The organism is Saccharopolyspora mangrovi (assembly GCF_035320975.1).
In the GTDB taxonomy this organism is placed as follows: Bacteria; Actinomycetota; Actinomycetes; order Mycobacteriales; family Pseudonocardiaceae; genus Saccharopolyspora; species Saccharopolyspora mangrovi.
The window spans coordinates 63,191-85,706 of record NZ_JAWLNX010000022.1 but is presented as its reverse complement, the minus strand read 5'-3'; the positions used below and the strand labels follow the sequence as shown (position 1 = coordinate 85,706).

Annotated in this window: 26 protein-coding genes and 1 pseudogene; 11 read left to right on the top strand and 16 right to left on the bottom strand. The window is 71.0% G+C overall.

Features of this window, described 5'->3' with window-relative positions; translation table 11 throughout:
- Positions 1 to 104: 104 nt before the first annotated feature.
- On the bottom strand, positions 105 to 1,652 hold the full coding sequence (locus R4I43_RS26095; protein ID WP_324268341.1) for an FAD-binding protein: 1,548 nt from the start codon (positions 1,650 to 1,652) through the stop codon (positions 105 to 107).
- A 108-nt stretch (positions 1,653 to 1,760) separates the two neighbouring features.
- Between R4I43_RS26095 and R4I43_RS26090 the strand changes: the two genes are divergently transcribed.
- Positions 1,761 to 2,171, top strand: coding sequence for a hypothetical protein (locus tag R4I43_RS26090; protein WP_324268340.1), 411 nt, complete (start codon positions 1,761 to 1,763; stop codon positions 2,169 to 2,171).
- Position 2,172: 1 nt separating this feature from the next.
- Here R4I43_RS26090 and R4I43_RS26085 read toward each other — a convergent pair whose 3' ends face one another.
- Positions 2,173 to 2,742, bottom strand: a complete 570-nt coding sequence (locus R4I43_RS26085) for an alpha/beta hydrolase (protein ID WP_324268339.1) — start codon at positions 2,740 to 2,742, stop codon at positions 2,173 to 2,175.
- On the opposite strand from R4I43_RS26085, the gene R4I43_RS26080 reads away from it, so the two are divergent.
- Both R4I43_RS26080 and R4I43_RS26075 read left to right on the top strand, forming a co-directional pair.
- A complete protein-coding gene (locus R4I43_RS26080; protein ID WP_324268375.1) occupies positions 2,664 to 2,879 on the top strand; it encodes a hypothetical protein in 216 nt (71 codons plus the stop codon). The genes R4I43_RS26085 and R4I43_RS26080 overlap by 79 nt on opposite strands.
- Before the next feature lie 110 nt (positions 2,880 to 2,989).
- Positions 2,990 to 3,451, top strand: coding sequence for a hypothetical protein (locus R4I43_RS26075; RefSeq protein WP_324268338.1), 462 nt, complete (start codon positions 2,990 to 2,992; stop codon positions 3,449 to 3,451).
- 17 nt (positions 3,452 to 3,468) lie between these two features.
- Here R4I43_RS26075 and R4I43_RS26070 read toward each other — a convergent pair whose 3' ends face one another.
- Positions 3,469 to 4,503, bottom strand: a complete 1,035-nt coding sequence (locus R4I43_RS26070) for a DUF2278 family protein (protein WP_324268337.1) — start codon at positions 4,501 to 4,503, stop codon at positions 3,469 to 3,471.
- A gap of 63 nt (positions 4,504 to 4,566) precedes the next feature.
- Positions 4,567 to 5,199 carry a TetR/AcrR family transcriptional regulator gene (locus R4I43_RS26065; RefSeq protein ID WP_324268336.1) on the bottom strand — a complete coding sequence of 211 codons (633 nt, stop codon included), beginning with the start codon at positions 5,197 to 5,199 and terminating at the stop codon, positions 4,567 to 4,569.
- A 71-nt stretch (positions 5,200 to 5,270) separates the two neighbouring features.
- On the opposite strand from R4I43_RS26065, the gene R4I43_RS26060 reads away from it, so the two are divergent.
- Entirely contained in the window at positions 5,271 to 6,125 is an 855-nt protein-coding gene (locus R4I43_RS26060; protein WP_324268335.1) for a sterol desaturase family protein, read from the top strand.
- A 63-nt stretch (positions 6,126 to 6,188) separates the two neighbouring features.
- Entirely contained in the window at positions 6,189 to 6,539 is a 351-nt protein-coding gene (locus R4I43_RS26055) for a DoxX family protein (protein WP_324268334.1), read from the top strand.
- A gap of 8 nt (positions 6,540 to 6,547) precedes the next feature.
- On the opposite strand, the gene R4I43_RS26050 is transcribed toward R4I43_RS26055, so the two are convergent.
- The 5 genes from R4I43_RS26050 to R4I43_RS26030 form a co-directional block, all read right to left on the bottom strand.
- Positions 6,548 to 7,321: an ArsR/SmtB family transcription factor gene (locus R4I43_RS26050; RefSeq protein ID WP_324268333.1), complete on the bottom strand. Its 774-nt coding sequence runs from the start codon at positions 7,319 to 7,321 to the stop codon at positions 6,548 to 6,550.
- Between the two features lie 146 nt (positions 7,322 to 7,467).
- Positions 7,468 to 7,791 (bottom strand): putative quinol monooxygenase, encoded by a 324-nt coding sequence (locus R4I43_RS26045; protein WP_324268332.1) that lies wholly within the window; start codon positions 7,789 to 7,791, stop codon positions 7,468 to 7,470.
- Positions 7,792 to 7,875: 84 nt separating this feature from the next.
- The gene (locus R4I43_RS26040) at positions 7,876 to 8,796 is read right to left on the bottom strand and encodes an SRPBCC family protein (protein WP_324268331.1); all 921 of its coding nucleotides are present in this window, start codon (positions 8,794 to 8,796) and stop codon (positions 7,876 to 7,878) included.
- On the bottom strand, positions 8,796 to 9,104 hold the full coding sequence (locus R4I43_RS26035) for an ArsR/SmtB family transcription factor (RefSeq protein WP_324268330.1): 309 nt from the start codon (positions 9,102 to 9,104) through the stop codon (positions 8,796 to 8,798). The genes R4I43_RS26040 and R4I43_RS26035 overlap by 1 nt, the downstream gene beginning before the upstream one ends.
- Before the next feature lie 38 nt (positions 9,105 to 9,142).
- Positions 9,143 to 9,865: a 3-keto-5-aminohexanoate cleavage protein gene (locus R4I43_RS26030; protein ID WP_324268329.1), complete on the bottom strand. Its 723-nt coding sequence runs from the start codon at positions 9,863 to 9,865 to the stop codon at positions 9,143 to 9,145.
- 109 nt (positions 9,866 to 9,974) lie between these two features.
- On the opposite strand from R4I43_RS26030, the gene R4I43_RS26025 reads away from it, so the two are divergent.
- Positions 9,975 to 10,541 carry a hypothetical protein gene (locus R4I43_RS26025; RefSeq protein WP_324268328.1) on the top strand — a complete coding sequence of 189 codons (567 nt, stop codon included), beginning with the start codon at positions 9,975 to 9,977 and terminating at the stop codon, positions 10,539 to 10,541.
- Here R4I43_RS26025 and trpS read toward each other — a convergent pair.
- The 4 genes from trpS to R4I43_RS26005 all read right to left on the bottom strand — a co-directional run bounded on the left by trpS (position 10,523) and on the right by R4I43_RS26005 (position 13,116).
- Positions 10,523 to 11,587, bottom strand: a complete 1,065-nt coding sequence (trpS, locus tag R4I43_RS26020) for a tryptophan--tRNA ligase (RefSeq protein WP_324268327.1) — start codon at positions 11,585 to 11,587, stop codon at positions 10,523 to 10,525. The genes R4I43_RS26025 and trpS overlap by 19 nt on opposite strands.
- A 205-nt stretch (positions 11,588 to 11,792) precedes the next feature.
- The gene (locus R4I43_RS26015) at positions 11,793 to 12,023 is read right to left on the bottom strand and encodes an N-acetyltransferase (RefSeq protein WP_324268326.1); all 231 of its coding nucleotides are present in this window, start codon (positions 12,021 to 12,023) and stop codon (positions 11,793 to 11,795) included.
- Positions 12,024 to 12,080: 57 nt separating this feature from the next.
- Positions 12,081 to 12,533 carry a hypothetical protein gene (locus R4I43_RS26010; RefSeq protein ID WP_324268325.1) on the bottom strand — a complete coding sequence of 151 codons (453 nt, stop codon included), beginning with the start codon at positions 12,531 to 12,533 and terminating at the stop codon, positions 12,081 to 12,083.
- A gap of 61 nt (positions 12,534 to 12,594) precedes the next feature.
- On the bottom strand, positions 12,595 to 13,116 hold the full coding sequence (locus R4I43_RS26005) for a MarR family winged helix-turn-helix transcriptional regulator (RefSeq protein ID WP_324268324.1): 522 nt from the start codon (positions 13,114 to 13,116) through the stop codon (positions 12,595 to 12,597).
- A gap of 89 nt (positions 13,117 to 13,205) precedes the next feature.
- Between R4I43_RS26005 and R4I43_RS26000 the strand changes: the two genes are divergently transcribed.
- The gene (locus R4I43_RS26000) at positions 13,206 to 13,973 is read left to right on the top strand and encodes an SDR family NAD(P)-dependent oxidoreductase (protein WP_324268323.1); all 768 of its coding nucleotides are present in this window, start codon (positions 13,206 to 13,208) and stop codon (positions 13,971 to 13,973) included.
- On the opposite strand, the gene R4I43_RS25995 is transcribed toward R4I43_RS26000, so the two are convergent.
- Positions 13,970 to 14,608, bottom strand: coding sequence for a LysE family translocator (locus R4I43_RS25995; RefSeq protein WP_324268322.1), 639 nt, complete (start codon positions 14,606 to 14,608; stop codon positions 13,970 to 13,972). The two genes, R4I43_RS26000 and R4I43_RS25995, sit on opposite strands and share 4 nt — an antisense overlap.
- A 257-nt stretch (positions 14,609 to 14,865) precedes the next feature.
- Between R4I43_RS25995 and R4I43_RS25990 the strand changes: the two are divergent.
- A pseudogene (locus R4I43_RS25990) lies at positions 14,866 to 15,822 on the top strand (malate dehydrogenase); the annotation flags it as partial.
- 75 nt (positions 15,823 to 15,897) lie between these two features.
- Positions 15,898 to 16,443, top strand: coding sequence for a GNAT family N-acetyltransferase (locus tag R4I43_RS25985; protein ID WP_324268374.1), 546 nt, complete (start codon positions 15,898 to 15,900; stop codon positions 16,441 to 16,443).
- On the opposite strand, the gene R4I43_RS25980 is transcribed toward R4I43_RS25985, so the two are convergent.
- Positions 16,440 to 17,585, bottom strand: a complete 1,146-nt coding sequence (locus tag R4I43_RS25980; RefSeq protein WP_324268321.1) for a coiled-coil domain-containing protein — start codon at positions 17,583 to 17,585, stop codon at positions 16,440 to 16,442. The two genes, R4I43_RS25985 and R4I43_RS25980, sit on opposite strands and share 4 nt — an antisense overlap.
- Positions 17,586 to 17,650: 65 nt before the next feature.
- Here R4I43_RS25980 and R4I43_RS25975 point away from each other — a divergent pair, with 65 nt between their 5' ends.
- Positions 17,651 to 18,451 (top strand): pentapeptide repeat-containing protein, encoded by an 801-nt coding sequence (locus R4I43_RS25975; RefSeq protein WP_324268320.1) that lies wholly within the window; start codon positions 17,651 to 17,653, stop codon positions 18,449 to 18,451.
- 46 nt (positions 18,452 to 18,497) lie between these two features.
- Entirely contained in the window at positions 18,498 to 21,584 is a 3,087-nt protein-coding gene (locus tag R4I43_RS25970; RefSeq protein WP_324268319.1) for a UvrD-helicase domain-containing protein, read from the top strand.
- Here R4I43_RS25970 and R4I43_RS25965 read toward each other — a convergent pair.
- The gene (locus R4I43_RS25965) at positions 21,571 to 22,356 is read right to left on the bottom strand and encodes a PIG-L deacetylase family protein (RefSeq protein WP_324268318.1); all 786 of its coding nucleotides are present in this window, start codon (positions 22,354 to 22,356) and stop codon (positions 21,571 to 21,573) included. The genes R4I43_RS25970 and R4I43_RS25965 overlap by 14 nt on opposite strands.
- Positions 22,357 to 22,516 lie beyond the last annotated feature (160 nt).

Genomic DNA, 22,516 nt, shown 5'->3' with positions numbered 1-22,516 from the left:
GTCGCGTTCGTCCACGGGGGGACTCACGTCGGGCCCTCCCCTCGTCGCCCTGGCACAGCACCAGTCGGATGGTAGCGAGCGCTTCCAGGCCTGGTGGGCGGAACTCACCCCTCTCCCCTGTGTCCGGCCATGTCGAGGGCTGCGAGGTGGCTGAAGACCATGCAGGCGCCGATGGGGTTTCCGCCAGCGGGATAGGTGGTGCCCGAGACCGCGGCCATCGAGTTTCCCGCTGCGTACAGGCCGGGGATGACGTCGCCGTGGGTGTCGAGGACGCGGGCTCGCGGGTCGGTGCGAAGGCCTCCCTTGGTGCCGAGGTCGGAGACGCCGAAGGCCGCTGCGTGGAACGGGCCTTTGGTGATGGGCACCAGTGGTGAGGCTCCGCCGGTGAAGGTGCGGTCGAACGGTTCGTCGCCGCGGCCGAAGTCCTCGTCGGTTCCGGTTTCGGCGAAGGTGTTGAAGCGGGTGACGGTTCGGGTGAGTTCGTCGGCGGGGACGCCGATCTTGGTGGCGAGTTCGTCGAGGCTGTTGGCGGTGTGCCAGAGCCCGGCCTCGACGTAGTCCTGGGTGTTGCCGAGGGGGACGCTGGTGGACTGCACGGGTGGCCTCTCCCCTTCCCTGTCGTCGTAGATCATCCAGTACGGCAGGGTCATGCGGTCGTCGGCGATGCGGGTGAGGATTTGACGTCCGATGCGGTCGTAGGCGGCGGATTCGTTGACGAAGCGGTGGCCGTGGTCGTCGACGAAGATGCCGCCGGTGAACCACAGGGAGAACGTCGAGGTGCCGTCGAGGTGGGTGATTCCTGGTGACCACCAGGCCTCGGACATGAGGTCGGTGTCTGCTCCGGCTGCGATGCCGGCGAGGGTGGCCAGGCCTTGGTTGCTGGTCGGACCCATCGCGTCGCGGGTGGAGCCGGGGACGCCGTGGTCGGTGCGCATGTGCTGGTTGTGCTCGAAGCCGCCTGCGGCGATGAGCACGCCTCTGCGGGCGTGGATGTGGCGGCGGGCGCCGTTGTGGGAGACCACGGCGCCGGTGATGGTGCCGTCGGTGCGGATGAGTTCGTGGCAGGTGGTGTTGCGGCGCAGGTCGGCGCGGGGTTGTTGGGACAGGGCGATGAGCAGTCGGGCGAGCAGGGCTTGGCCGCCGAAGAGGCCGTCTGGGAGGGGTTCGCCGGCTCGTTCGGTGCCCAGTGGTGGGCGCAGGGTGTCGCGGAGCGCTCCGAGTTTTTCGGCTTTGACGGGTTTGGCCATGATGTGGCGGCCGGTGGCGCTGGCTTTGGGTGCTGAGCCGAAGTAGTCGGGCCACGGGAAGGCCATGAACTTGAAGTCGGGGTCGGCTTCGAGATAGTCGATCAGCGGTGCGCCGCCTTCGAGGAAGGCGTCTTGGAGTGCGGTGGGTGTGCGGTCGCCGACGACGGCGCGGAAGTAGGTGCGGGCGTCGTCGAGGGTGTCGTGGTCGCCTGCGCGTTGGAGCGCGGCGTTGCAGGGCAGCCAGATGCCGCCGCCGGAGTAGGCGGTGGTGCCGCCGAAGTGGGTGGAGGCTTCGGCCACGATGACGGAGAGTCCTTCTCGGGCGGCGGTGTAGGCGCCGGTGAGTGCGCCGCCGCCGGATCCGATGACGAGCACGTCGCATTCGTCGTCCGGGGTGTTGACCATGCACCCAAGTAGAACATGTTTCATTTTGTGTGGCGAGGCTTGTTCTCGGGGGCGTTGTCGGGTGTTTCCCCGAGTCGCCGGTGTGGGTGGTGGGCCTAGCTTCGGTCCATGACCACACGAGTCGCGCGGTTGTCCTGGCCGCTGATCGCCCTGCTCGGGGTGTTCGCCCTGGTGCGCCCGGTTCCGAGCATCACGGGTGCGATGGAGGTGCTGGGCAGGCCGTGGGCGCCGCTGGTGGTGACGGTGCTGATCTCGATCGTCTGGTTCGCCGCGGTGGTGTGGCGGCGAGAGGGCCGGCCGGTGTTGACCTTGACGTGCGCGGGCCTGGTGTACGGGGTGTTGGCGGTGGTGCTCAGCGCGGTCCTCTCCCCCGTCTTGCATGGTGAGCTGATGGGGCCGCTGGCCTCGCCCGGTGGTGTCGGTGTGGTGATGGTGCTGCTGGTCAACGCCGCGTGGGGCGCGGTGGTGGGTGTGGTGGCGTCGGTGGTGTCCCGTCGCCACCACACCGGTGATCGGTAGGTCAGCTGCCGGTGGGGTTTTCGAAGAGGACCTCGGGGTAGTTCGCCGACGGTGCCTGCAGGAGTGGGTGCGGGGTCGCGCGCAGGTGCTGGTCGAGGAAGGCGGCGACGTAGTCGCGGGTGATCTGGGCGGTGCGGTGGCCGTCGAGGGTTTCGCCGGGCAGTCCTGGGCCGAGCTGCTGGAGGAGGATCGAGAAGTCGGTGAACGAGGCGTGCTCGGTTCCCGAGACCGTCAGCCAGCGTCGCCAGTCGGTGAGGTGCGGCCAGCTGGTGTCCCAGGATGGGTCGATGCCGTGGGGCCGGTGCGCGGGTGTGCCGATGAGCATGAAGGGCCGGTGCAGGTCGTGGTCGAGTGCGGAGGCGAAGGTGCCGTCGAGGTTGATTCCGGCGCTGACTCGCGGGTCGGTCTGCAGTGCCCGCGCGGCGCTGGCGCCGCCGATGGAGTGGCCGACCATCGCGGTGCGGGTGGGGCGCAGCGGTGTGTGCGGGGTAGTTGGTCGAGGACGAAGGTGACGTCGTCGGTGCGGGTGCGCGCGACTTTCGGCATGTCCTGGGGTTGGCAGGCCAGGCATGGGGTGAGGCGGCCGTCGGGGAATTCGGTGGCGAAGGATTCGTGGTTGTGGCCGATGGGCGCGACGGCGTAGCCGCGGCTGGCGAGGTCTTCGCCGAGGCCGGTGAGTGCGGCGCGGGGGTGGGAGAAGCCGGGTGAGAGCACGACGAGCGGGAGTCGGGGCGAGAGGGGTGGTGCTCCGGTGTGGGCGTGGGGAACGGGTTGGGGTGGTGGTGCGTCGGAGCGGTGAGTGCGCCGGTTCGAGAGGAGTGGTCGTGGTGGACGACGCTTGGCCCGAGATGGTGGATGGTTGGGAGTTGGCTCGTTCGCAGGGGCGGGAGACCTATCGCAAGCGGTTGGCCAACAACGTGACGGTGTTCGCGATCTGGGAGTCGGCTGCGGGTGTGGGCCGGGTCAAGGCGCGGGTGGGTTCGTCGGGGTTGGGGCGGGAGTTGACGTGCAGCCGGGCGGATTTTCGGGATCGGGAGTCGTTTTGGACGGCTGCGTGGTGCGTGGTGGAGATGGCGGCGAACCTGCCGTTCTTCGAGGGTGAGCGCGAGAGTTCGGCGGGGTCGTTGGTGCGGGAGCAGGTGGCCGGCTCGGTGGAGGTCGCCGAGGGGGCGTTGACCTTCACGCTGGTCAGTGGCCGGACGGTGACGGTGGTGCTCTCCGGTGAGCAGGTGGCGGGTTTGTCGCGGGAGTTGGAGGTGGCCGGTCGGGTGCGGGCTTGACCGGCCACCTCCGTGGGCTAGAACTGCACGGTGCGGCCTTCGGTGGCGGCGTTGGCCGCGGTGTAGGTGACGCCGTGGATCTTGTTGCCGCGGGGGTCCAGGACGGTGATCTGGCCGCCGTCGTTGCCGAGGTGGAACTCGCCGGTGGCGGGGATCTGCAGGGTTTGTCCGGCGGCGATGTCGCGCACCGGCAGCGGCATGGTGTTCTTGTGGGTGTCGGCCAGTGACCAGCCGGTGAGGTCGATGGTGTGGTCGGCGGTGTTGAGCAGGGTGATGGTTTCGTTCTCCCTGCCGCCTCCGACGGGGTTGACCATCGCGGCCACGACGCGGATGGTGCCGTCTTCGGTGATGCCTTCGGCCGGCAGCGGGTGTCCGGTTTCGTCGTCGGTGTGCCAGGACTGGGTTTGGAAGGCCAGGAACACCGCGACCCAGCGGTTTTCGCCGGCGAAGTGCAGGAGCATGCCGCCGTCCTGCCAGACGCCGTTGTCTTGCTGGAACTGCTCGCTGTTGCCCTGGTTCATGTGGACGTTGTGCACCCCGGCTCCGGGGGTGAAGCCGAAGATCTTGTCGGGGGTGTCTTCGGGTCCCCAGGGTTCGCCGTAGAGGTAGGCGGTGGCGGTGGGGTCTTGTTGGGCGCGGCGGACGTAGTGGTCGAGGAAGTCGGCGAGGTCGTTGTTGGGGCCTTCGGCGTCGGGTGGGACGGGCCGCATCTGCTCGCGGGTGACGATGTTGGCGCGGATGTAGTCCAGTGCGGCTGCGCCGGGTTGGGAGGCGAGTTTGTTCCAGCCCGAGCCTGCCGGGGGCAGCGCGGTGGTGAGCGGGTGCTGGAAGTTGTCGACGGCGAAGTAGAGCAGGTCGGAGGGCTGTTGGCTGGATTCGACGTTGACCGCTGCGCGGTAGTGGCGGTTTTCGTTGTCGCCGAGGTGGATTTGGTAGTGGGGTGTGTCGCCGGTTTCGCGGCGGATGTCGATGACGCGTGCGCTGAGCACTCCGTAGGCGTTCAAGGGCATGGTGGTCTCCCCCATCGTCGGGCCGTGTGCGGTGATCACCATCGCGGTGCCGCAGGATGCAGGGCAATGGGCTGTTCGGCTGATTGACCGGTGTTTCGCTGGGGGTCACCGGTTGTTCAGGGGGAGCTGGTCGAGGTCGAGCGGGCCGAAGACGGTGGTGAACAGTCGTGCGGCGCGTTGGGTCATGGCGTGGGGGGTTTCGGTGGGGTGGTCGGTCCACCAGGTGACCAGGGCGTCGAAGACGTTGATCCAGGCTGCGGTGAGCGCGGAGGCGTCGAGGGGGTCGTGGTTGTCGGCTTTGCGGAGCATGTCGGCCACGCCTTGGGCGCCGACGGTGTGCATGCGGTGCTGGTAGTGGGTGTGCTTGACGGTGATCTCGGGGGTGGTGGGTGTGGTGGGGTCGTGCAGCAGGCGCCACATCCAGGTTTGGCCGTGCAAGGCGGTGAAGATGCGGTCGAGGCTGAGGATGGCTTGTTCGGGTCCGACGTGGCCGAGTTCGGCGGTGTTTTCGATGACGCCGGCGATGGTTTCGCCTGCTCGGGTCAGGCAGGCGGAGAACAGGCCTTCTTTGGAGCCGAAGTAGTTGTAGATGAGGGGTTTGGAGATGCCGGCGTCGGCGGCGATGGCCGCGAGTGAGGTGCCGGCGTAGCCGTGTTCGGCGAAGGTGCGTCCGGCGATGTCGAGGATTTGGCGTTCGCGTTGTGCGCGGGCGACGCCTTTGGTTCCTGCCTTGGCCACTGGTGGAGTCTACCGAATCGGGTGACCCACTGGTAACTTACCCGATGGTCAATTCGGCGGGAGGGACTTCCATGACCGATCTGCTGGACCCGATGAAGAACCCGGTGACCTACGCGGTGCCGTTCTTCGCGCTGAGCATCGCCATCGAACTCGCCGCGTTGAAGTGGCTGGACCACGACGACAACGTCACCGGCTACGCCTTCAAAGACACCCGCGCGAGCCTTCTGATGGGCCTGGGCTCGCTGGTGTTCCTGACGGTGTTCAAGGTGGGCACGTTCTTCATCTACAACGCCCTCTACACCCACCTGGCGCCCTGGCATCTGCCCACCGACACCTGGTGGTTCTGGGTCGTGCTCATGCTGGGCCTGGACCTGGCGTACTACTGGAACCACCGGTTCGTGCACCGGGTCAACATCGGCTGGGCCGCCCACCAGGCGCACCACTCCAGCGAGCACATGAACTTCGGCACCGCGCTGCGGCAGAAGTGGAACCCCTGGTTCGAGTTCTTCTTCTGGCTGCCGCTGCCGATGCTCGGTTTCGCGCCCTGGGCGCTCTACGTCGCCTTCTCGTTCAACCTGATCTACCAGTTCTTCGTGCACACCGAGACCATCGGCAAGCTGCCGCGGCCGGTCGAGCTGGTGTTCAACACCCCCTCGCACCACCGCGTGCACCACGGTTCGGACCCGGAGTACCTCGACAAGAACTACGCCGGGATCCTGATCGTCTGGGACCGGCTGTTCGGCACCTTCCAGCCCGAGCTGCACCGCCCCACCTACGGGCTGACCCACCCGGTGCGCACCTACAACGTCGTCACCCTCCAGTACGGCGAGTTCGCCCGCATCCTGCGCGAGGTCCGCGCGGCCACCCGCTGGCGGGACAAGCTCGGCTACCTCTTCGGCCCGCCCGGCTGGAGCCCCGGCGACTGAGCACCCCGGTCACATCGGCCGCTGCGGACGCGTCATCGGGGGCAGCGAGGAGAGGAGTGGCTGATGGTGCTCGCCTACGTGGTCGTGGTGGTGGTGACCGCGGTGTTCAACGCGGTCAGCGCGGCGGTGGATCTGGCCGGGCACCGGTACGTGCTGGCCACGGCCGAGGCCAACGGGGTGCCGCCCGGGTGGTTGCCGGTGCTCGGCGTCCTCAAGGGCGCTGGGGCGCTCGGGCTGGTGGCCGGGCTGGCGGGCGTGCCGGTCGTCGGGGTGCTGGCCGCGGGTGGACTGGTGCTGTTCTTCCTGGGTGCTGTGGTGGTGCACGTGCGGGCGCGCACGTTTTCCACCCTCGCAGCGCCCGGGGTGTTCCTCGGGTTGGCGGCCGGTTCGTTGTGGCTGGGCCTGGCGGTGTGAGGCCTCGTTCAGAGCGGTTGGCCGGTTTCCAGGAGGGTTTTCAGGCTCGAGAGCAGTTGCGGCCAGCCTTGGCTGATCATCGTGCGCAGCGTGGAGTCGGTGCTGAAGCCGGCGTGGGTGACGGTGAGCTTGACCGAGCCGGGCTCGGCCGGTTCGAGTTCGAAGACGACCCTGCTGCGGGGTTCTGCGGCCAGGCGGGCCCGCAGGTCTTCGTCGATGCCGTTGGCCGCGGCCCAGTCGGGGGTGAAGGTGTGCCAGGTGTAGGCCAGGCGGTGGGGCGGGTCGGATTCCAGCACGACCTGCTCGGGGTCGGTGCTGCCGTGCTCCTCCCAGGTGATCGGTGAGCCGGGTTTCCAGTCGCTGCGCAGGCTCACTCCCCAGTAGCGGCGGGTGAACTCCGGGTCGGTCAGCGCCTGCCACAGCTTCTCGGGGGTGGTGCGGATGTGGGTCTGGTAGACGAAGTCCGGGTCGGGCATGGGGTCCTCCAGGGCGGTTGCGAGGTCGTGGAGGGCGTGGGCGTGGTGTTGGTGGTAGCGGCTGATCCAGCGGTCGGTGATGGCCGCGATCGGGGCGGCGTTGAGGTGGTGGAGCTTTTCCCGGCCGCGCCAGGTGGTGGTGATCAGCTCGGCGGTTTCCAGGATCGCGAGGTGCTTGCTGACCGATTGGCGGGTCATGTCCAGTTCGCCGCACAGTTCGCGCAGGGTTTGGCCGTTGGTGCGCTGGAGGCTGTCGAGCAGTCGCCGGCGGCCGGGGTCGGCCAGGGCGCGGAACACCTCGTCCATGCCACTCCCCCTTGTTCTGTCGCGGCGCGTTCATGCAGCCGTTCGGTTGCCCAACTATAGGCAACCGTTTGGCTGCATTTCAAGTGCGCAAGAGGGCTCCGGGATCTCAGCCCCCGAAGCCCTCTGGAAAACGCCTGGTCAGAACCTCAGTCGACGGACATCTCGCCGAGCAGGGACCAGTCGTCCTGGTCCAGGGAGGTGTTGATGACCCGCGGGGTCTCGGCCAGGTGCTGCGGCAGCGTCTGCTGGGCGTGCTTGAAGTGCTCGCTGTTGACGTGGGCCGCGCCGGCCTCGCCGTCGCGGAAGGCCTCCACGAGCACGTACTCGTTGGGGTCCTCCAGGCTGCGCGACCAGTCGAACCACAAGCAGCCGGGCTCGTTGCGGGTGGCGTTGGTGAACCCGGCCGAGATCTGCGGCCACTGGTCGGCGTATTCGGGCTTGACCCGGAACTTGGCGGTAATGAAGATCATGCTTCGCTCCTGAGGACGCTGCGGCGCGATGTCGGACGATGACCATCCTAAGTGGCCGATCGCGAACGGCCGGACGGGCGTGGCTCAGTCCAGCCGCGCGGCGTAGTGCTCGCGCAGCGCCTCGGTGCGCTCAGCGGGCCACGGGCAGCGGACGTCGCCGTGCAGGGCGGCGAACAGCAGCTCCAGGTGGGTGTGCCACGCGGCCAGCAGGGTGGCGCGCTGGCCGGGATCGGTGATGGTGTGGGTGAGCACCAGGCGGGTGCCGATCGGGTGCTGCTCGCGCAGCTCGAAGACCACCTGCCCGCCACCGGCCCACCCGTAGGACAGCGCGCGGGCCGGTTCGGCGCCGGTGACCGTGGTGGCTTGCCCGTAGCCATGGGTGGCCGGCAGCGGCGGCTCGTCGCCGATGCCGGGGTTGCCGCCCTCGGTGAGCAGGTCCCACACCTGCTGCGGGGACTGCACCAGGTCGCGTTCGAAGCGGATCGTCCAGCCCCGCTCGTCGGCGTGCACCTGCCCTTGGCCGAGGCCGAAGAGCTCGACGAGCCCTTCGGCGCGGGCGAACCACAGCGCCATGTCGAACTCGCTGGTGGCACCCTCCAGCCCGGCTTGCAGGGCGTCCAGGCAGATCAGCCACCCGGCGCCGTGGCGGGCCGCCGAGGGGCGGTCGCTGTCGGGACCGCGCAAGGTGTGGGTGAACACCAGCAGGCAGCCCTGCTCGTGCGGCAGCAGTTCGCAGCGGATGACGTCGGTGTTCCAGCGGAAGGCGAAGACCTTGGGTTCGTCGGCCTCCAGGATCTCCCCGGTCTCGGGTTCCTCGGCGCCGTCGAAGTGGAAACGCATCGGCGCACCCGGGGTGGTCTGGTCGAACTCCACCCGGGCTGGGAACCACGCCGAGAGCTCGGCCGGCGCGGTCACCGCCTTCCACACCGTCGCCGGCGGGTGGGCCAGCACGCGGTGCAGGCGCAGGACCGGGTGGCCGTTGATCATCGACAGTTCGGGTTTCATCACGCATCCATCGCGTCGAGGTGCTGCTGCAGGACGTCGAGGCGCTGCTCCCACATCCGCCGGTAGGGCGCCAGCCACAAATCGATCTCGGCCAGCGGCTCCGGGCGCAGCCGGTACCAGCGGCGCTGGGCCTCCTGGCGGACCTCCACCAGCCCGGCCTGGCGCAGCACCTTGAGGTGCTTGGAGACCGCGGGCTGGCTCAGCGGTAGTTGCTCGACCAGCTCGCCCACCGCGCGCTCGCCGCTGCGCAGCAGGTCGAGGATGTCACGGCGGTGCGGCTCGGCCAGCACCTCGAACGCGGTTTCCACACCAGGAATATAGCCGGCGAGGAATATGGCTGTCGAGTTCAGCGGGACTCGGCGGCCAGCACCACCACAGCCGCGGCCACCAGCTCGGCGTTGTCGGTGGCGATCTGCCCGTTCGGCAGCACCAAGGTGTCCTCCAACCCGATGCGCGTGGCAAAACCCCGGCGCGCCGCCACCCGCAGCACCGGCCACGCCCCCGCGGACTCCCCGTGCAGCAGGATCGGCGCCGAGGCCGGGTGCAACCGATCCAGCAGCGCTTCGGCGGTGCCGGCCGCACCACCGGCGCTGGGATCGGTGACCTCGGCCAGCACCCGCAGCACCCGCCCCCGATGCGGGGAGAGCTTGAAGTGGTGATCGCCGTCGGTGCCGGAGAAGATCCCGGCCTCCACCCCCACCCCGCGCTCCAGCAGCGCGGCCGCCACCTCATCGGCACCGGGCTCGTGCCAGTTGACCGACGCGTGATCGGGCAGCAACGTCCAGGCCTTGATCGCCCGCACCCGCGAGGCGGTGTCCGGCGCCGTCCACGCCCCCGTGGTCACCCCCACGCTGACCCCCGGCGCGGCCGCGCGCACCGCCCGCAGCGCCGCCGATACCGAGTGCGGGTCCAGCGTGTCGGTGCCATCGGCGGACTTGGGGTGCAGGTGCACGTCGGTGGCACCCGCGGCCACCGAGTCGGCCGCGGCCTTGGCCAGCTCCTCCGGCCGCACCGGCAGGTGGAAGTGCTCACGCGGTGACCGGGCGCCGTTCAGGCAAACCTGCAGCATGCGCCGATTGTCCCCCCACGCGGCGCACCTGCGGTAGTTGATGAATTCGTTTCGTGATCAACACGCGCCCTGCCCGGGCCCGGCGACCACCCGTATTAGCGTGGAAGGCGTGTTGAGCGAGAGGATCGCGCGCGGCGTGGCCGCCGGCCACGTCACCCAGGCCTACATGCGCTGGGCCAGCCCGCAGGCACGCCCCGGTGCGCGCGTGCGCACCCGCGCCGGAGTCATCGAGATCACCGCGCTGGTCGAAGTCGACCCCGAGCAGCTCACCGACGCCGACGCCGCCCGCGCCGGTTTCAGCACCGCCGCGGGCCTGCGCGCCTCGCTCTCGCGCCACCGCGGCACGACCTACCGGCTGGAACTGACCCACCTCGACCGGCCCGCCGCACCCGAGCCCGCACCAGTCGCCCTCGGCGAAGCCCAGCGCCGCGCCCTGAAGGCCCAGCTCGCCCGGCTCGACCTGGGCACCCCGCGCGGACCCTGGACCCGTCAACTCCTCGAACTGCTGCGCCAGCAGCCCGGCCTGGCCCCGGCCGAGCTGGCCGCAGCCCAGCAGCGCCCCGTCTCACGCACCAAGACCGACCTGTGGCGGCTGCGCGAACTCGGGCTCATCGACACCACCGGCCCCGGCACGCGCCTGTCCGGACTGGCACTGTCCTACCTGGACGCCTCGTAGTCGGTGCCCATCGCCTCCCGCACCTCGGCCAGCGTGGCCTCGGCCCGCCGGTTTGCGCGGGTGTTGCCCTGCCGCAGCACCCGGTGCAGGTAGGCCGGGTCGGCGGCCAGCTCGGCGCGCCGCGCCCGCATCGGCGCGAAGCGGGCGTTGACGGCCTCGGTCACCTCGGCCTTGAGCACCGCCGCCCCGCCCCGGCCGATCGACTCGGCGAACTCGACCGGATCCCGGTCGCTGCACAACGCCCCCAGCAGCACCAGGCTCGCCACCTCCGGGCGCGAGCGAGGCTCGTAGGTGATGTGGCGCTGCGCATCGGTCTTCGCGCCCCGGATCAACCGGGCGGTGTCCTCGGTGCTGGACCGCAGCATGATCGCGTTGCCGCGGCTCTTGCTCATCTTGGCCCCGTCGGTGCCCAGCAGCAGCGGCGCCGCCGACAGCAACGCCTCCGGCTCCGGGAACACCGGCCCGTAGCGGTCGTTGAACCGCCGTGCGATCGTGCGCGTGAGCTCCAGGTGCGGGAGCTGGTCCGATCCCACCGGCACCAGGTTGGCCTTGCAGAACAGGATGTCGGCGGCCTGGTGTGCGGGGTAGGTGAACATCAGCCCCGAGACCCCGGACTGGCGGGAATGGCTGATCTCGTCCTTCACGGTGGGGTTGCGCTGCAGCTCCGGCACCGTGACCAGGCTCAAAAACGGCAGCAGCAGCTGGTTGAGCGCCGCCACCGCGCTGTGGGTGAAGATCATCGCCTCGTCCGGGTCGATGCCGGCCGCCAGGTAGTCGGCGATCAGGCCGGTCACGTGCTCCTGCAGGTCCTCGGCGACGTCGCGGTCGGTGAGCACCTGGTAGTCGGCGATCACCAGCCCCAGCTCAACTCCGCTGCGCTGCAACCGAACCCGGTTCTGCAGGGTGCCGAAGTAGTGGCCCAGGTGCAGCGGCCCGGTCGGGCGATCGCCGGTGAGGATCCGGAAGCGGGAAGGATCGGTGGTGATCTCGGCCTCCAGCTCGGCGCTGCGCCGGGCGGCCGGAGAAACCTCGACAGTGCTGGTCATGGTGCGTCCTTTCGTGTCGGGCGCCGCCAACCGGGGCCCGCACGCAAAGGGGAGAACGCGCACGAAAAAAGGGCCGTCGGTCGAACGGCCCCCGGGGTGATCTGGGTGTGTTCCGCAGGGATGGCCGCTCCTAGCTGGAGCGCCACCACGCAAGACGACAACTGCGGATCACACCGCCACTGTAGCGCCTGCCCTGCCCGGCCGGTCAGCAGATGGCGAAAGTCATCGTCGTCTCGGTGATCTCGAAACCCAACCGCCGGTAGAGGCGCTGCGCCGGGTTGCCGACCGTCACCGCCAGCCCCACCCGCTGAAACTCCCCCACCAGCCCCGCCAGCGCACGCCCCAGCAGCAGCCCGCCCAACCCGGTGTAGGCCGGTGCGCGGCGGCGGAAGACGTCGCTGATCCAGGCCGTGCCGGAGCGGTCGTTGGCGATCAACCCGGCCACCACGGTGCCCGCGCCGTCGGCGACCAGGGCGCTGCACCCCAGCAGCGGTCACAGCACCCGGCCCGACAGCAGCGGCTGCAGCAGTTCGGTGCGCAACGCGCGATCGTCGGCGGTGACGTGATCGGGATGGCCCGGCGGGTAGGCCTCGCGCCACGCCGCCAGCAGCGCCTCGGCGGGGCGGTCGCAGGCGGTGATCTGCAACGGCGGTGCCGGACTGCGCTGCGCCCACTCCCGCGGCGGCGGGTCGGCGTGCAGGTCGCGGTGCATGGTGTGGGCGTGGCGGCGCAACCGCCCCCCGGCCCGCAGCAGCCGGTGCCCGTCGGTGAGGTCGGTGACGACGTTCCAGCCCTGCAGGCGGCGGTGCAGCAGGCCCAGCACGTCGGGGCCGTCGGTGTCGATCAGCCGCGCCATGCGCGGGGCACCGGCAAGCGGCACGTAGCGCAACGTCGTGGTCCCGCCGGTCAGCGCCACGACCTCGCCGGTACCGCTCTCGTGCAGCATCCCATGACCTCTACACCCCGAATTCGCCCAGGACAAGCGGTTTTCGCCCCTGGCGCGGGCGTCAGGGGCGGTCTTCGGCGCCGAAGCGTTCGGTGAGATCGCCCAGCAGGATCCGCAGCAGTTCGGTGAGCTGGTCGCGCTGGTCGGGCTCCAGCGAGGACAAAAGGGTTTCCTCGTGGCGCAGCAGGTCGTCGACGCGGTCCTCGATGAGGCGGTGGCCGGTGGTGGTCAGCTCCACCTGCACGCTGCGCCCGTCGGTGCCGCCGCGGCTGCGGCGCACCAGCCCGCGCTGTTCGGCGCGGGCCACGCGCTGGGAGATGGCACCGGCGCTGACCAGCGACTGCCGCGCGATCTCGCCGGCGGCCAACCGGTAGGGCGGTCCGGCCCGGCGCAGCGTCGACAGCAGGTCGCGGGTGGCGGCGTCCATGCCGATGCGCGCGTCGGTGCGGCGCCGCTCGTCCTCCAGGAGCTTCGCGATGCGCCAGATCCGGGTGATGATCCCGATGGAGTCCACCGGCATGCCCGGGCGTTCCCGCTGCCAGGCCGCCTGGATGCGGTCGACCCCGTCCTCACCGTGCGCCATGACCGCAGAGCCTAGACCCGCCACCGGTGGGCACGTGCCCACGCACCCCGGCGTGGCCGGGGCCGGGCCGGGTGGGTCATGATCAGTTGATGATCGACCCGCGACTGCGCGACCGCGTCGCCGTCATCACCGGCACCGACAACGCCCTGGGCATCGGCGCGGCCATCGCCCGCGCCCTGGCCCGCCAGCAGGTGCGGCTGCTGCTGGTCAACCCGCCCGGCAGCAGCGACCACCTCACCCCCGCGCTGCGCGCCGACGGCCACACCGCGCAGTCCCTCACCGCCGACCTCGCCGACCCCGACACCCCGGCACGGGTCTACGACCAGGCCGAAGCGCTGCTGGGGCCGGTGGAGATCCTGGTCAACAACGCCGCCCACAACGATCCCGACACCTTCACCCGGGCCCGGGGCGCTCGCCCGGTCACCGCGGCGAGCCTGGACGCCCACCACGCGGTCAACACCCGCGCCCCGGCGCTGCTGATGGCCCAGCACCACCGCCGGCACCTGCAGCGCCGCGCCGAGTGGGGCCGCATCATCACCATCTCCACCGACGCCGCCGACGGCGCACCCGGTGAGATCTCCTACTGGGCCACCAAGAACGCCCTGGAATCGCTGTCGCGCTCGGCGGCCGCCGAATTCGGGCCCGCCGGCATCACCGTCAACATCATCGCCCCCGGCCCGGTGCAAACCGGCTGGATCAGCCGCGAGATGAACGCCCGCTTCGCCGAGTACAGCCCGCTCGGGCGCGTCGGGCACCCCGACGACGTCGCCGACATCGCGGTGTTCCTGGCTTCCCACCAAGCCCGCTGGCTGACCGGCCAAACCCTCTACGCCGGTGGCGGCAAGCGCATGAGCTAGACCGGCCGCGCACGCTCACCCAGCAGCCGCAGCGCCAGCGCGCACAGCACGGTGCCCATCAACCACCGCTGCACCCGCAGCCACCGCGGTCGCCCAGCCAGCACCCGCGACACCGAGCCCGCCGTGACCACGATCAACCCGTTGACCGACAACGCCACCACGATCTGCACCGCCGCCAGCACCACGCCCTGCAGCGCCACCGAACCCAGAGCGGGCTCGACGAACTGCGGCAGCAACGACACGTACAGCACCGCGATCTTGGGGTTGAGCAGGTTGGTCACCAATCCCATCGTGAACAGCCCGCTCGCGCTCACCGGCGGCACCGGTCGCGGGTCGAACACCGAGACAGCGCCCGGGCGCAGCGCCTGCCAGGCCAGCCACAGCAGGTAGCCGGCGCCGGCGACCTGCAGCACCGAGTACAGGGCCGGGACGAGGTCGAACACCGCCGACAGGCCCGCCGCGGTGGCCGCGGCGTAGGCGCAGAAACCCACCGCCACCCCCGCCAGCGACACCAGACCCGCGCGGCGGCCCTGCGTCAGCGTCCGCGACACCAGGTAGAGCATGTTCGGCCCCGGTGTGAGCACCATTCCCAGCGCCACCAACGCGATCCCGGCCACCGCCGCCCCGCTCACCACGGAAAACGCCCTCCTCCACACCGCCCGGACACCTCGCCCTCGACGCTAGGAGCCGCGCGCCGCGCCGCCCAGAGCCAATCCAGGTGTGGTGGCCTGGGCGCGAATCCACCCCACGTGTGGTGCGGGTCTCGGGTGGCTGAATCGGTCCCGGACGGTGTCCACTGTGATCCCTGACGGGTCTCCCACAGCCTCGCCGCGCTGGGGATAGCATCCCCAGCAGAGCAAACCCCACCCGTCGAGCAGGAGAACGAGACCTCATGACCAAAGCTCCCGTCACCGTGACCGTCACCGGTGCGGCCGGTCAGATCGGCTACGCGTTGCTGTTCCGGATCGCCTCCGGTCAGCTCATCGACGCCGAGACCCCGATCAAGCTTCGGCTGCTGGAGATCCCGCAGGCGGTCAAGGCTGCCGAGGGCACCGCGATGGAGCTCGACGACTGCGCCTTCCCGCTGCTGGAGAGCATCGACATCACCGACGACGCGCGCACCGCCTTCGACGGCACCAACGTCGCGCTGCTGGTCGGCGCCCGCCCGCGTGCCAAGGGCATGGAGCGCGGTGACCTGCTCGAGGCCAACGGCGGCATCTTCAAGCCCCAGGGCGAGGCCATCAACGCCGGTGCCGCCGAGGACGTGCGCGTGCTGGTGGTCGGCAACCCCGCCAACACCAACGCGCTGATCGCCCAGGCCCACGCCCCGGACGTGCCGGCCGAGCGCTTCACCGCCATGACCCGCCTGGACCACAACCGGGCCCTGACCCAGCTGGCGCAGAAGCTCGGCGTGTCGATCACCGACATCAAGAAGATGACGATCTGGGGCAACCACTCGGCCACCCAGTACCCCGACCTGTTCCACACCGAGGTCGGCGGCAAGATCGCCGCCGAGCAGGTCGAGCAGTCCTGGCTGGCCGACGAGTTCATCCCGACCGTGGCCAAGCGCGGCGCGGCCATCATCGACGCCCGCGGCGCCTCCTCGGCGGCCTCGGCCGCCAACGCCGCCATCGACCACGTCCACACCTGGGTCAACGGTACCCCCGACGGTGACTGGACCTCGGCCGGTGTGGTCTCCGACGGCTCCTACGGCGTGCCGGAGGGCCTGATCTCGTCGTTCCCGGTCACCGCCCGCGACGGCAAGTTCGAGATCGTCCAGGGCCTGGACATCGACGAGTTCTCCCGCTCCCGCATCGACGCCTCGGTCGCCGAGCTCACCGAGGATCGCGCCCCACAACCGTTTCGCACCGGGCGCCGGAAAACTCGGTTGCGGCCCGAGGCGAGCGGCCAGCAGCATCACGGCATGGACCACCCCGCCGAGCGCATCGAACTGCCCGGTGCACTGCTGCGCCGCCCGGTGGCGGCCGACCTGCAGGCCCTGCACCAGGCGGTGACCGAGTCGCTGCCGCACCTGCGCCCCTGGATGCCCTGGGCCGCAGGCGATTACCCGCCCGCGGCGGCTGCGACCTTCATCGACGAGGCCACCACGCGCTGGCAGACCGGGCGGGCCTACACCTACCTGATCACCACCAGCGCCGGGCTCGCCGGCACGATCTCGCTGGAGCGGCGCATCGGCGAGGCGGGCCTGGAGATCGGCTACTGGCTGCACCCCGCCCACACCGGCCGCGGGCTGGTCACCACCGCGGCCCAGGCCTTGACCGAGCAGGCCTTCGCGCTGCCGGGCATCGGCCGCGTGGAGATCTGGCACGACGCGGCCAACACCGCCAGCCGCCGCGTCCCCGAACGCCTCGGGTTCACCTGCGTGGACACCCACCACCCGCCGCGTTTCGCCCACACCCCCGGCAAGGCCGGTGTCGAGGTCGTCTGGCGCCTGACCCGCCCCGCCTAATTCGCCGAAGCGTCCGGTTCAGCCGGGCGGGCGCGCAGCTGCTCGGTGAGGGCGTCCACTTGGGTTTCGGCCCGCTCGGCACGGGCTTGCGCCTGATCACGGGCCTGCTGCAGCGATTCCAGCCGCTGGGCGTGGGTGTCGCGCTCGGCCCGGAGGCGCTCGGCGGCCTCTTCGCGGACCCGCTGGAGCTCCTCGGCGTGCCCGCGGCGCAGCTGCGCCAGCTCCTCGCGCTGACGCTCGATCTCGGCGCGGGAGGCCTGCTCGGCCACGCGCAGCCCGCTGAGCTGTTCCCGGGCGGCCTCGGCGGCGGCTTCGGCGCGGGCGGCGCGTTCGGCGGCCTCGGAACGCCGGGAATCGGCCTCGGCGACCTCTTCGCGCGCCTGCTTCTGCGCGGCCTGCACCTGGGCGGCGGCCTGCTCGCGGGCCTGCTCGAGGTCCTCGTGCGCCTGCGCGACCTGGTTTTCGGCGTCCTGACGGGCTCGGGCGATGAGCTCCTCGGCGTCGCGGCGAGCGGCGGCGGTGGCGACCTCGGCCTCGTTGCGCGCTGCCTCGACGTCGGCGGCGGCCTGCTCGCGGGCCTGGGTGGCCTCGGCGTGGGCCTGGTCGCGTTCGGCCTCGGCCCGCTCAGCGGCGGCGGTGGCGGTTTCGGCTTGGGCGATGGCGTCTTCGGCGGCCTCGGTGGCGGCCTGGCGGTCCTGCTCGGCGTCGCGGCGCTGCTGCTGGGCGGTGGCCAGGGCCTGCTCGGACTGGGCGATGCGGTGCGCGGCCTCGGCCTGGGCGGCCTGGATCTGGGCTTGGGCGGCCGACGGGTCGGCCAGCGTGGACAGTTCCTCCAGGCCCGCCCGCAGGTTGCGGCCCAGCTGCTCCGACAGCAGCCGGTACTGGCGCAGCAGTTCCTCGGCGCGCATGCGCGCCCCGTCGAACTCGCTGGAGCCCTCCGAGGTGGTGGCGGCCGGGGTCTGCTCGGCCACCGCCTGCAGGCGCTGGCGCTGCTTCCAGGCGCGCCAGCGGGTGTGCTCGGGAAGGTCGCAGTACTCGGGGGGACGTCCGGGTCCGCTGGGGCGCTCCACGGCCCGCTCGCATCCGGGGAACCGGCAGATCCCCTCGGCTTTGTCCTCGGCCCGCTCCGGCTGCTCACTCACGAGCAGTGACCGTACCAACGCCCCCGCCGTCGCCGATCACCGCAGGTGAGCGCACAATCGTGCAGGTGAGTTCCAGTGGGGATGTGCAGGCCGATTGCTCGCGGTGCTTCGGGCTGTGCTGCGTGGCGCTGCCGTTCACGGCGTCGTCGGATTTCGCCGTGGACAAGCCCAGCGGGGTGGCCTGCCACAACCTGCTGGACGATTTCTCCTGCGGCATCCACGACCGCCTGCGCGACAGCGGTTTCGCCGGCTGCACGGTCTTCGACTGCTTCGGAGCGGGCCAGCACCTCTCGCAGCACACCTTCGGCGGCATCTCCTGGCGTCAGGCGCCCGAGACCGCAGGGGCGATGTTCGCGGCGTTCCCGGTGATGCGCGGACTGCACGAACTCCTGTGGTACCTCGCCGATGCCCTCGCCCGCGAGGAGACCACGTCCCTGCACGAGCAGCTGAAGGCACGCCGCAGGGAGGTCATGGAGCTGACCGAGCGGGACGCCCAGGCGCTGCGGGCGGTCGATCTCAACGCCGAACGCGCCCGCACCGGCGACCTGCTCGGTCTGGCCAGCCGCCTGGTGCGCGGGCAGAACCCCGGGCCCGAGCACCGCGGGGCCGACCTGATGGGCGCGAGGTTGCGGCGGGCAGATCTGCGGGCGGCGAACCTGCGGGGTGCGCTGCTGATCGCCGCCGAGGTCCGGCAGGCCGATCTGCGCCGAGCGGACCTGTTGGGCGCGGATCTGCGCGACACCGACGTGCGCGGAACCGACCTCACCGATGCCCTGTTCCTCACGCAGCCGCAGGTCTCGGCCGCCCGAGGTGATGAAAACACTCGGCTGCCAGTTGGTCTGGAACGCCCGCAGCACTGGGAGTAGGCCCCGCCGCGCACCCCGGTGTTGATCTTTTGCCAAGATCTGCCGGGTGCGCTTCTACGCCGATCTCCACATCCATTCGAAGTACTCGCGGGCCTGCAGCCGTGACTGCGACATCGAGCACCTGACCTGGTGGGCGCGCCGCAAGGGCATCACGCTGGTGGGCACCGGCGATTTCACCCACCCCGCGTGGTTCGCGCACCTGCGCGAGGTCCTCGAACCCGCTGAACCGGGCCTGTTTCGGCTGCGCCCGGAACTGGACGCGGCCATGACCGCCGCCATGCCCGCCAACTGCGGCGGCCAGGTGCGGTTCATGCTGTCGGTGGAGATCTCCACGATCTACAAGTACGGCGAGCACACCCGCAAGGTGCACCACCTGTGCTACGTCCCGGATTTCGCCGCGGCCGAGAAGTTCAACGCCCAGCTGGGCCGCATCGGCAACCTCGGCTCCGACGGCCGCCCGATCCTGGGCCTGGATTCCAGGGACCTGCTGGAGATCACCCTCGAATCCGGTGCGGGCTCCTACCTGGTTCCCGCCCACATCTGGACGCCGTGGTTCGCGGTGCTGGGCTCCAAGGCCGGTTTCGACCGCATCGAGGACTGCTACCGCGACCTGGCCGGGCACATCTTCGCTCTGGAGACCGGCTTGTCCAGCGACCCGGAGATGAACTGGCGCGTCTCGGGCCTGGACGGTTACACGTTGGTCAGCCACTCCGATGCGCACTCGCCGCCGATGCTGGGGCGCGAGGCCAGCGTGTTCGACACCGACCTGGACTACTTCGCGGTCAAGCACGCCCTGGAAACCGGTGAGGGCTTCGCCGGAACCGTCGAGTTCTTTCCCGAGGAGGGCAAGTACCACCTCGACGGGCACCGCAAGTGCGGCATCCGCCTGCACCCCGCCGACACCCGCGCCCACAGTGGACGCTGCCCCACCTGCGGCAAGCCGCTGACCGTCGGCGTGGCCCACCGGGTCGACAGCCTCGCCGACCGCCCCGAGGGGTTCCGGCCCGCCCACGCCGCGGGCTTCGACAACCTCATCCCGCTGCCGGAGATCACCGGTGAGCTGCTCGGCGTGGGCCCCAAGAGCAAGAAGGTCGTGGCCAAGGTCAGCGAGCTCACGGCCGCCCACGGCCCGGAACTGGCGATCCTGCAGCACGTTCCGGTCGACGAGCTGCGCCGCAGCGATGCGCTGCTGGCCGAGTCCATCGCCCGCCTGCGCAGCGGCGAGGTGGTGCGCGAAGCCGGCTACGACGGCGAGTACGGCGTGATCCGCGTGTTCGCACCCGCCGAACTCGACCGGCTGCGCCAGCGCGACACCCCCGCGCTGTTCGACGCCGTGCTCACCCCACAACCCGCACCCGAGGCGCCCGCGCCACCACCGCCGCCGGTCGCGCCGGAACCGCACACGCCCGCACCCGAGGCGCCGGCGCCCGGCGAGGGGGTGTTGGGCGGGTTGGACCCCGATCAGCGGCAGGCGGCGTCGGTGCCGGAAGGGCCGCTGCTGATCGTGGCGGGGCCGGGCACCGGCAAGACCCGCACCGTCACCCACCGCCTGGCCCACCTGGTCCTGGAACGCGACGTCGACCCGGCCTGCTGCCTGGCGATCACCTTCACCCGCCGCGCCGCCCAGGAGATGACCGACCGGCTGCACACCCTCATCGGCGAGCCCGCCCGGGCCATGACCGTGGCCACCTTCCACTCCTTCGGACTGCAGGTGCTGCGCGAACACCACCAAGCGCTGGGCCTGCAGGAGGAGTTCGGGCTGGCCGAGGCGGGCGAGAGCCTGCGGATCCTCACCGAGCTCACCGGCGAAGCCCGCACCGCCCGCACCGCCCGGGAAGAGCTCTCCACCGCACGCCGCACCGGGGGCGACCACCCGCTGCTGGCCGACTACCTCACCGGGCTGCGCGAGCAGGGCCTCATCGACCTCGACGACCTGCTGGCCTTACCCGTCGAACTGCTCGAGACCCACTCCGACATCCGCGAGCACTACCAGCGGCGCTACCGGTGGATCACCGTTGATGAGTACCAGGACGTCGACGAACTGCAGTACCGGCTGCTGCGACTGCTGGCCCCGCCCGGCCACAACCTCACCGCCATCGGCGATCCCGACCAGGCCATCTACTCCTTCCGCGGCGCCGACGTCGGGTTCTTCCTGCGCTTCGAGCACGACTACCCCACCGCCCCGGTGACCTCGCTGACCCGCAACTACCGGTCCGGGCGGCACATCCTCACCGGCGCCACCCGCGCCATCGCCCCGACCACCCTGGTCACCGACCGCACCCTGCAGCCGGCCTCCACCCGCCCGGCCAACACGATCGTGGTGCACCGGGCGGTCGACGAGCACGCCGAAGCCGCCTACATCGCCCGCACCATCGACCAGCTGCTGGGCGGGTCGTCGTTCCACTCCCTCGACAGCGGGCGCGTCACCGGCGACGGGCCCGGCGGCATCGGTTTCAACGACATCGCCGTGCTCTACCGCAGCGACGCCGCCTGCCGCCCGGTGCTCGAGGAACTCACCCGCCGCGGCCTGCCGGTGCAGAAGCGCTCCCACGACCGGCTGGCCGCCCGCCCCGGCGTGGAGCTGCTGCTGGGCGAACTGCGCCACACCGGCGGTGCGGGCGATGCTCTGACCCGCCTGCGCGCGGCCGCCTCCGGGCTGGACGTCACCGAACAGGTGCGCGCCGAGCTGCACTCGGCGGTGGAGGTGCTCGCGCCGCTGGCGCGGCGCTGCGGCCACGACGTGGAGGTCTTCCTGCGGGAAGTGGCCCTGGGTGCGGAGGCCGACGCCCTGGATCCCCGCGCCGAGGCGATCTCGATGCTGAGCATGCACGCCGCCAAGGGCCTGGAGTTCCCGGTGGTGTTCCTGCTGGGCTGCGAAGACGGCCTGATGCCGCTGCGCTGGCCCAGCACCCCCACCACCAGCGAAGCGATCGCTGAGGAGCGGCGGTTGTTCTTCGTCGGGCTCACCCGCGCCCAGGACCACCTCTACCTCACCCACGCCGCCCGCCGCAGCGTGCACGGCAACGCCCAGGACCGCCGCCGCTCACCGTTCCTCGACGCGCTGGGTGATGCGGCCACGCACGTCGAAACCGCCCCCAGGAGGCAGAAACCGGCGCAGCTCAGCCTGCTGTGACCGGCTGGGCGATCGGCTCGCGCTCAACGGCGGGCAGGTGGCCCACGGCGTGGCGCAGGAAGTGCTCGGTGCCGAACAACTCCCGCCGCGCCACCGGATCCAACGCGCCGAGCTGGGCGGGCAGGCCGCCGCGCTGCACCTCGCTGCGATGCGCCAGCACCGCAGCGGTCTTGACCCCCAGCCACTCGGCGACGTCGACCGAGGCGGTGACCTGCTCGTCGGGCACGGTGTGCACGGCCTTGCGCCGGCCCACCAGACCTCGGTGGGCGGCCAGCTCCGAGTGCGGGTGCGTCACCGAATACCCCGCCTGGGGCTGCCAGGCGGGCCCGGTGTCCGGGTAGAGCTGGTCGAGCCCGGCGGCGTGCACCGCCAGCACCGTGATGCGGTGGGTGTGCACGTGATCGGGGTCCCCCGACAGGCCGCCGTGGGCGTCGTGGGCGTCGTGGGTGATCACCACCTCCGGCCGGAACTCGCGCAGCTGGGCCACCAGCCGGTGCACCGCCTCCTCCAGCGGCGCCTTGACCAGCCGCGGGCACCCGGGCGCGGACTCGGGCACCCGCGCATCGGCGTAGCCCAGCAGCCGCGGTGTGCCGGCGCCGAGGATCCGCAGCGCCTGCCCGAGCTCGGCGGCGCGCGGGGTGTCTTGCACCCAGGTCGCGGTCACCACACCGGTGCGCGCCCCGGCTTGGGCGTGGCAGGCCAGCACGCCTCCGGCCGACAACGACTCGTCATCGGGGTGGGCGAACACCCCGAGCAGACTGGGCATCGACATCGCGGGAACCACCTTCCGAAACCGGCGCGGCCGGCAGCCTAGCCAGCCCGCCCGCACCGGCTGCGGGTGTGGCTGGTTCGCGCAACCGACCACACCCGCAGCCGCTGCGCCGTCCGGGTGCGCCCGGATTGCCCCGAAACGCCCTGGCGTGCTGCCGGCT

Excerpts from the sequence above, each read along its gene's own strand:
- R4I43_RS26095 (WP_324268341.1), bottom strand. The coding sequence starts at position 1,652 with ATGGTCAACACCCCGGACGACGAATGCGACGTGCTCGTCATCGGATCC.
- R4I43_RS26090 (WP_324268340.1), top strand. The coding sequence starts at position 1,761 with ATGACCACACGAGTCGCGCGGTTGTCCTGGCCGCTGATCGCCCTGCTC.
- R4I43_RS26085 (WP_324268339.1), bottom strand. The coding sequence starts at position 2,742 with ATGCCTGGCCTGCCAACCCCAGGACATGCCGAAAGTCGCGCGCACCCG.
- R4I43_RS26070 (WP_324268337.1), bottom strand. The coding sequence starts at position 4,503 with ATGGTGATCACCGCACACGGCCCGACGATGGGGGAGACCACCATGCCC.
- R4I43_RS26060 (WP_324268335.1), top strand. The coding sequence starts at position 5,271 with ATGACCGATCTGCTGGACCCGATGAAGAACCCGGTGACCTACGCGGTG.
- R4I43_RS26055 (WP_324268334.1), top strand. The coding sequence starts at position 6,189 with ATGGTGCTCGCCTACGTGGTCGTGGTGGTGGTGACCGCGGTGTTCAAC.
- R4I43_RS26050 (WP_324268333.1), bottom strand. The coding sequence starts at position 7,321 with ATGGACGAGGTGTTCCGCGCCCTGGCCGACCCCGGCCGCCGGCGACTG.
- R4I43_RS26045 (WP_324268332.1), bottom strand. The coding sequence starts at position 7,791 with ATGATCTTCATTACCGCCAAGTTCCGGGTCAAGCCCGAATACGCCGAC.
- R4I43_RS26040 (WP_324268331.1), bottom strand. The coding sequence starts at position 8,796 with ATGAAACCCGAACTGTCGATGATCAACGGCCACCCGGTCCTGCGCCTG.
- R4I43_RS26030 (WP_324268329.1), bottom strand. The coding sequence starts at position 9,865 with ATGCTGCAGGTTTGCCTGAACGGCGCCCGGTCACCGCGTGAGCACTTC.
- trpS (WP_324268327.1), bottom strand. The coding sequence starts at position 11,587 with ATGACCAGCACTGTCGAGGTTTCTCCGGCCGCCCGGCGCAGCGCCGAG.
- R4I43_RS26010 (WP_324268325.1), bottom strand. The coding sequence starts at position 12,533 with ATGCTGCACGAGAGCGGTACCGGCGAGGTCGTGGCGCTGACCGGCGGG.
- R4I43_RS26005 (WP_324268324.1), bottom strand. The coding sequence starts at position 13,116 with ATGGCGCACGGTGAGGACGGGGTCGACCGCATCCAGGCGGCCTGGCAG.
- R4I43_RS26000 (WP_324268323.1), top strand. The coding sequence starts at position 13,206 with ATGATCGACCCGCGACTGCGCGACCGCGTCGCCGTCATCACCGGCACC.
- R4I43_RS25985 (WP_324268374.1), top strand. The coding sequence starts at position 15,898 with ATGGACCACCCCGCCGAGCGCATCGAACTGCCCGGTGCACTGCTGCGC.
- R4I43_RS25965 (WP_324268318.1), bottom strand. The coding sequence starts at position 22,356 with ATGTCGATGCCCAGTCTGCTCGGGGTGTTCGCCCACCCCGATGACGAG.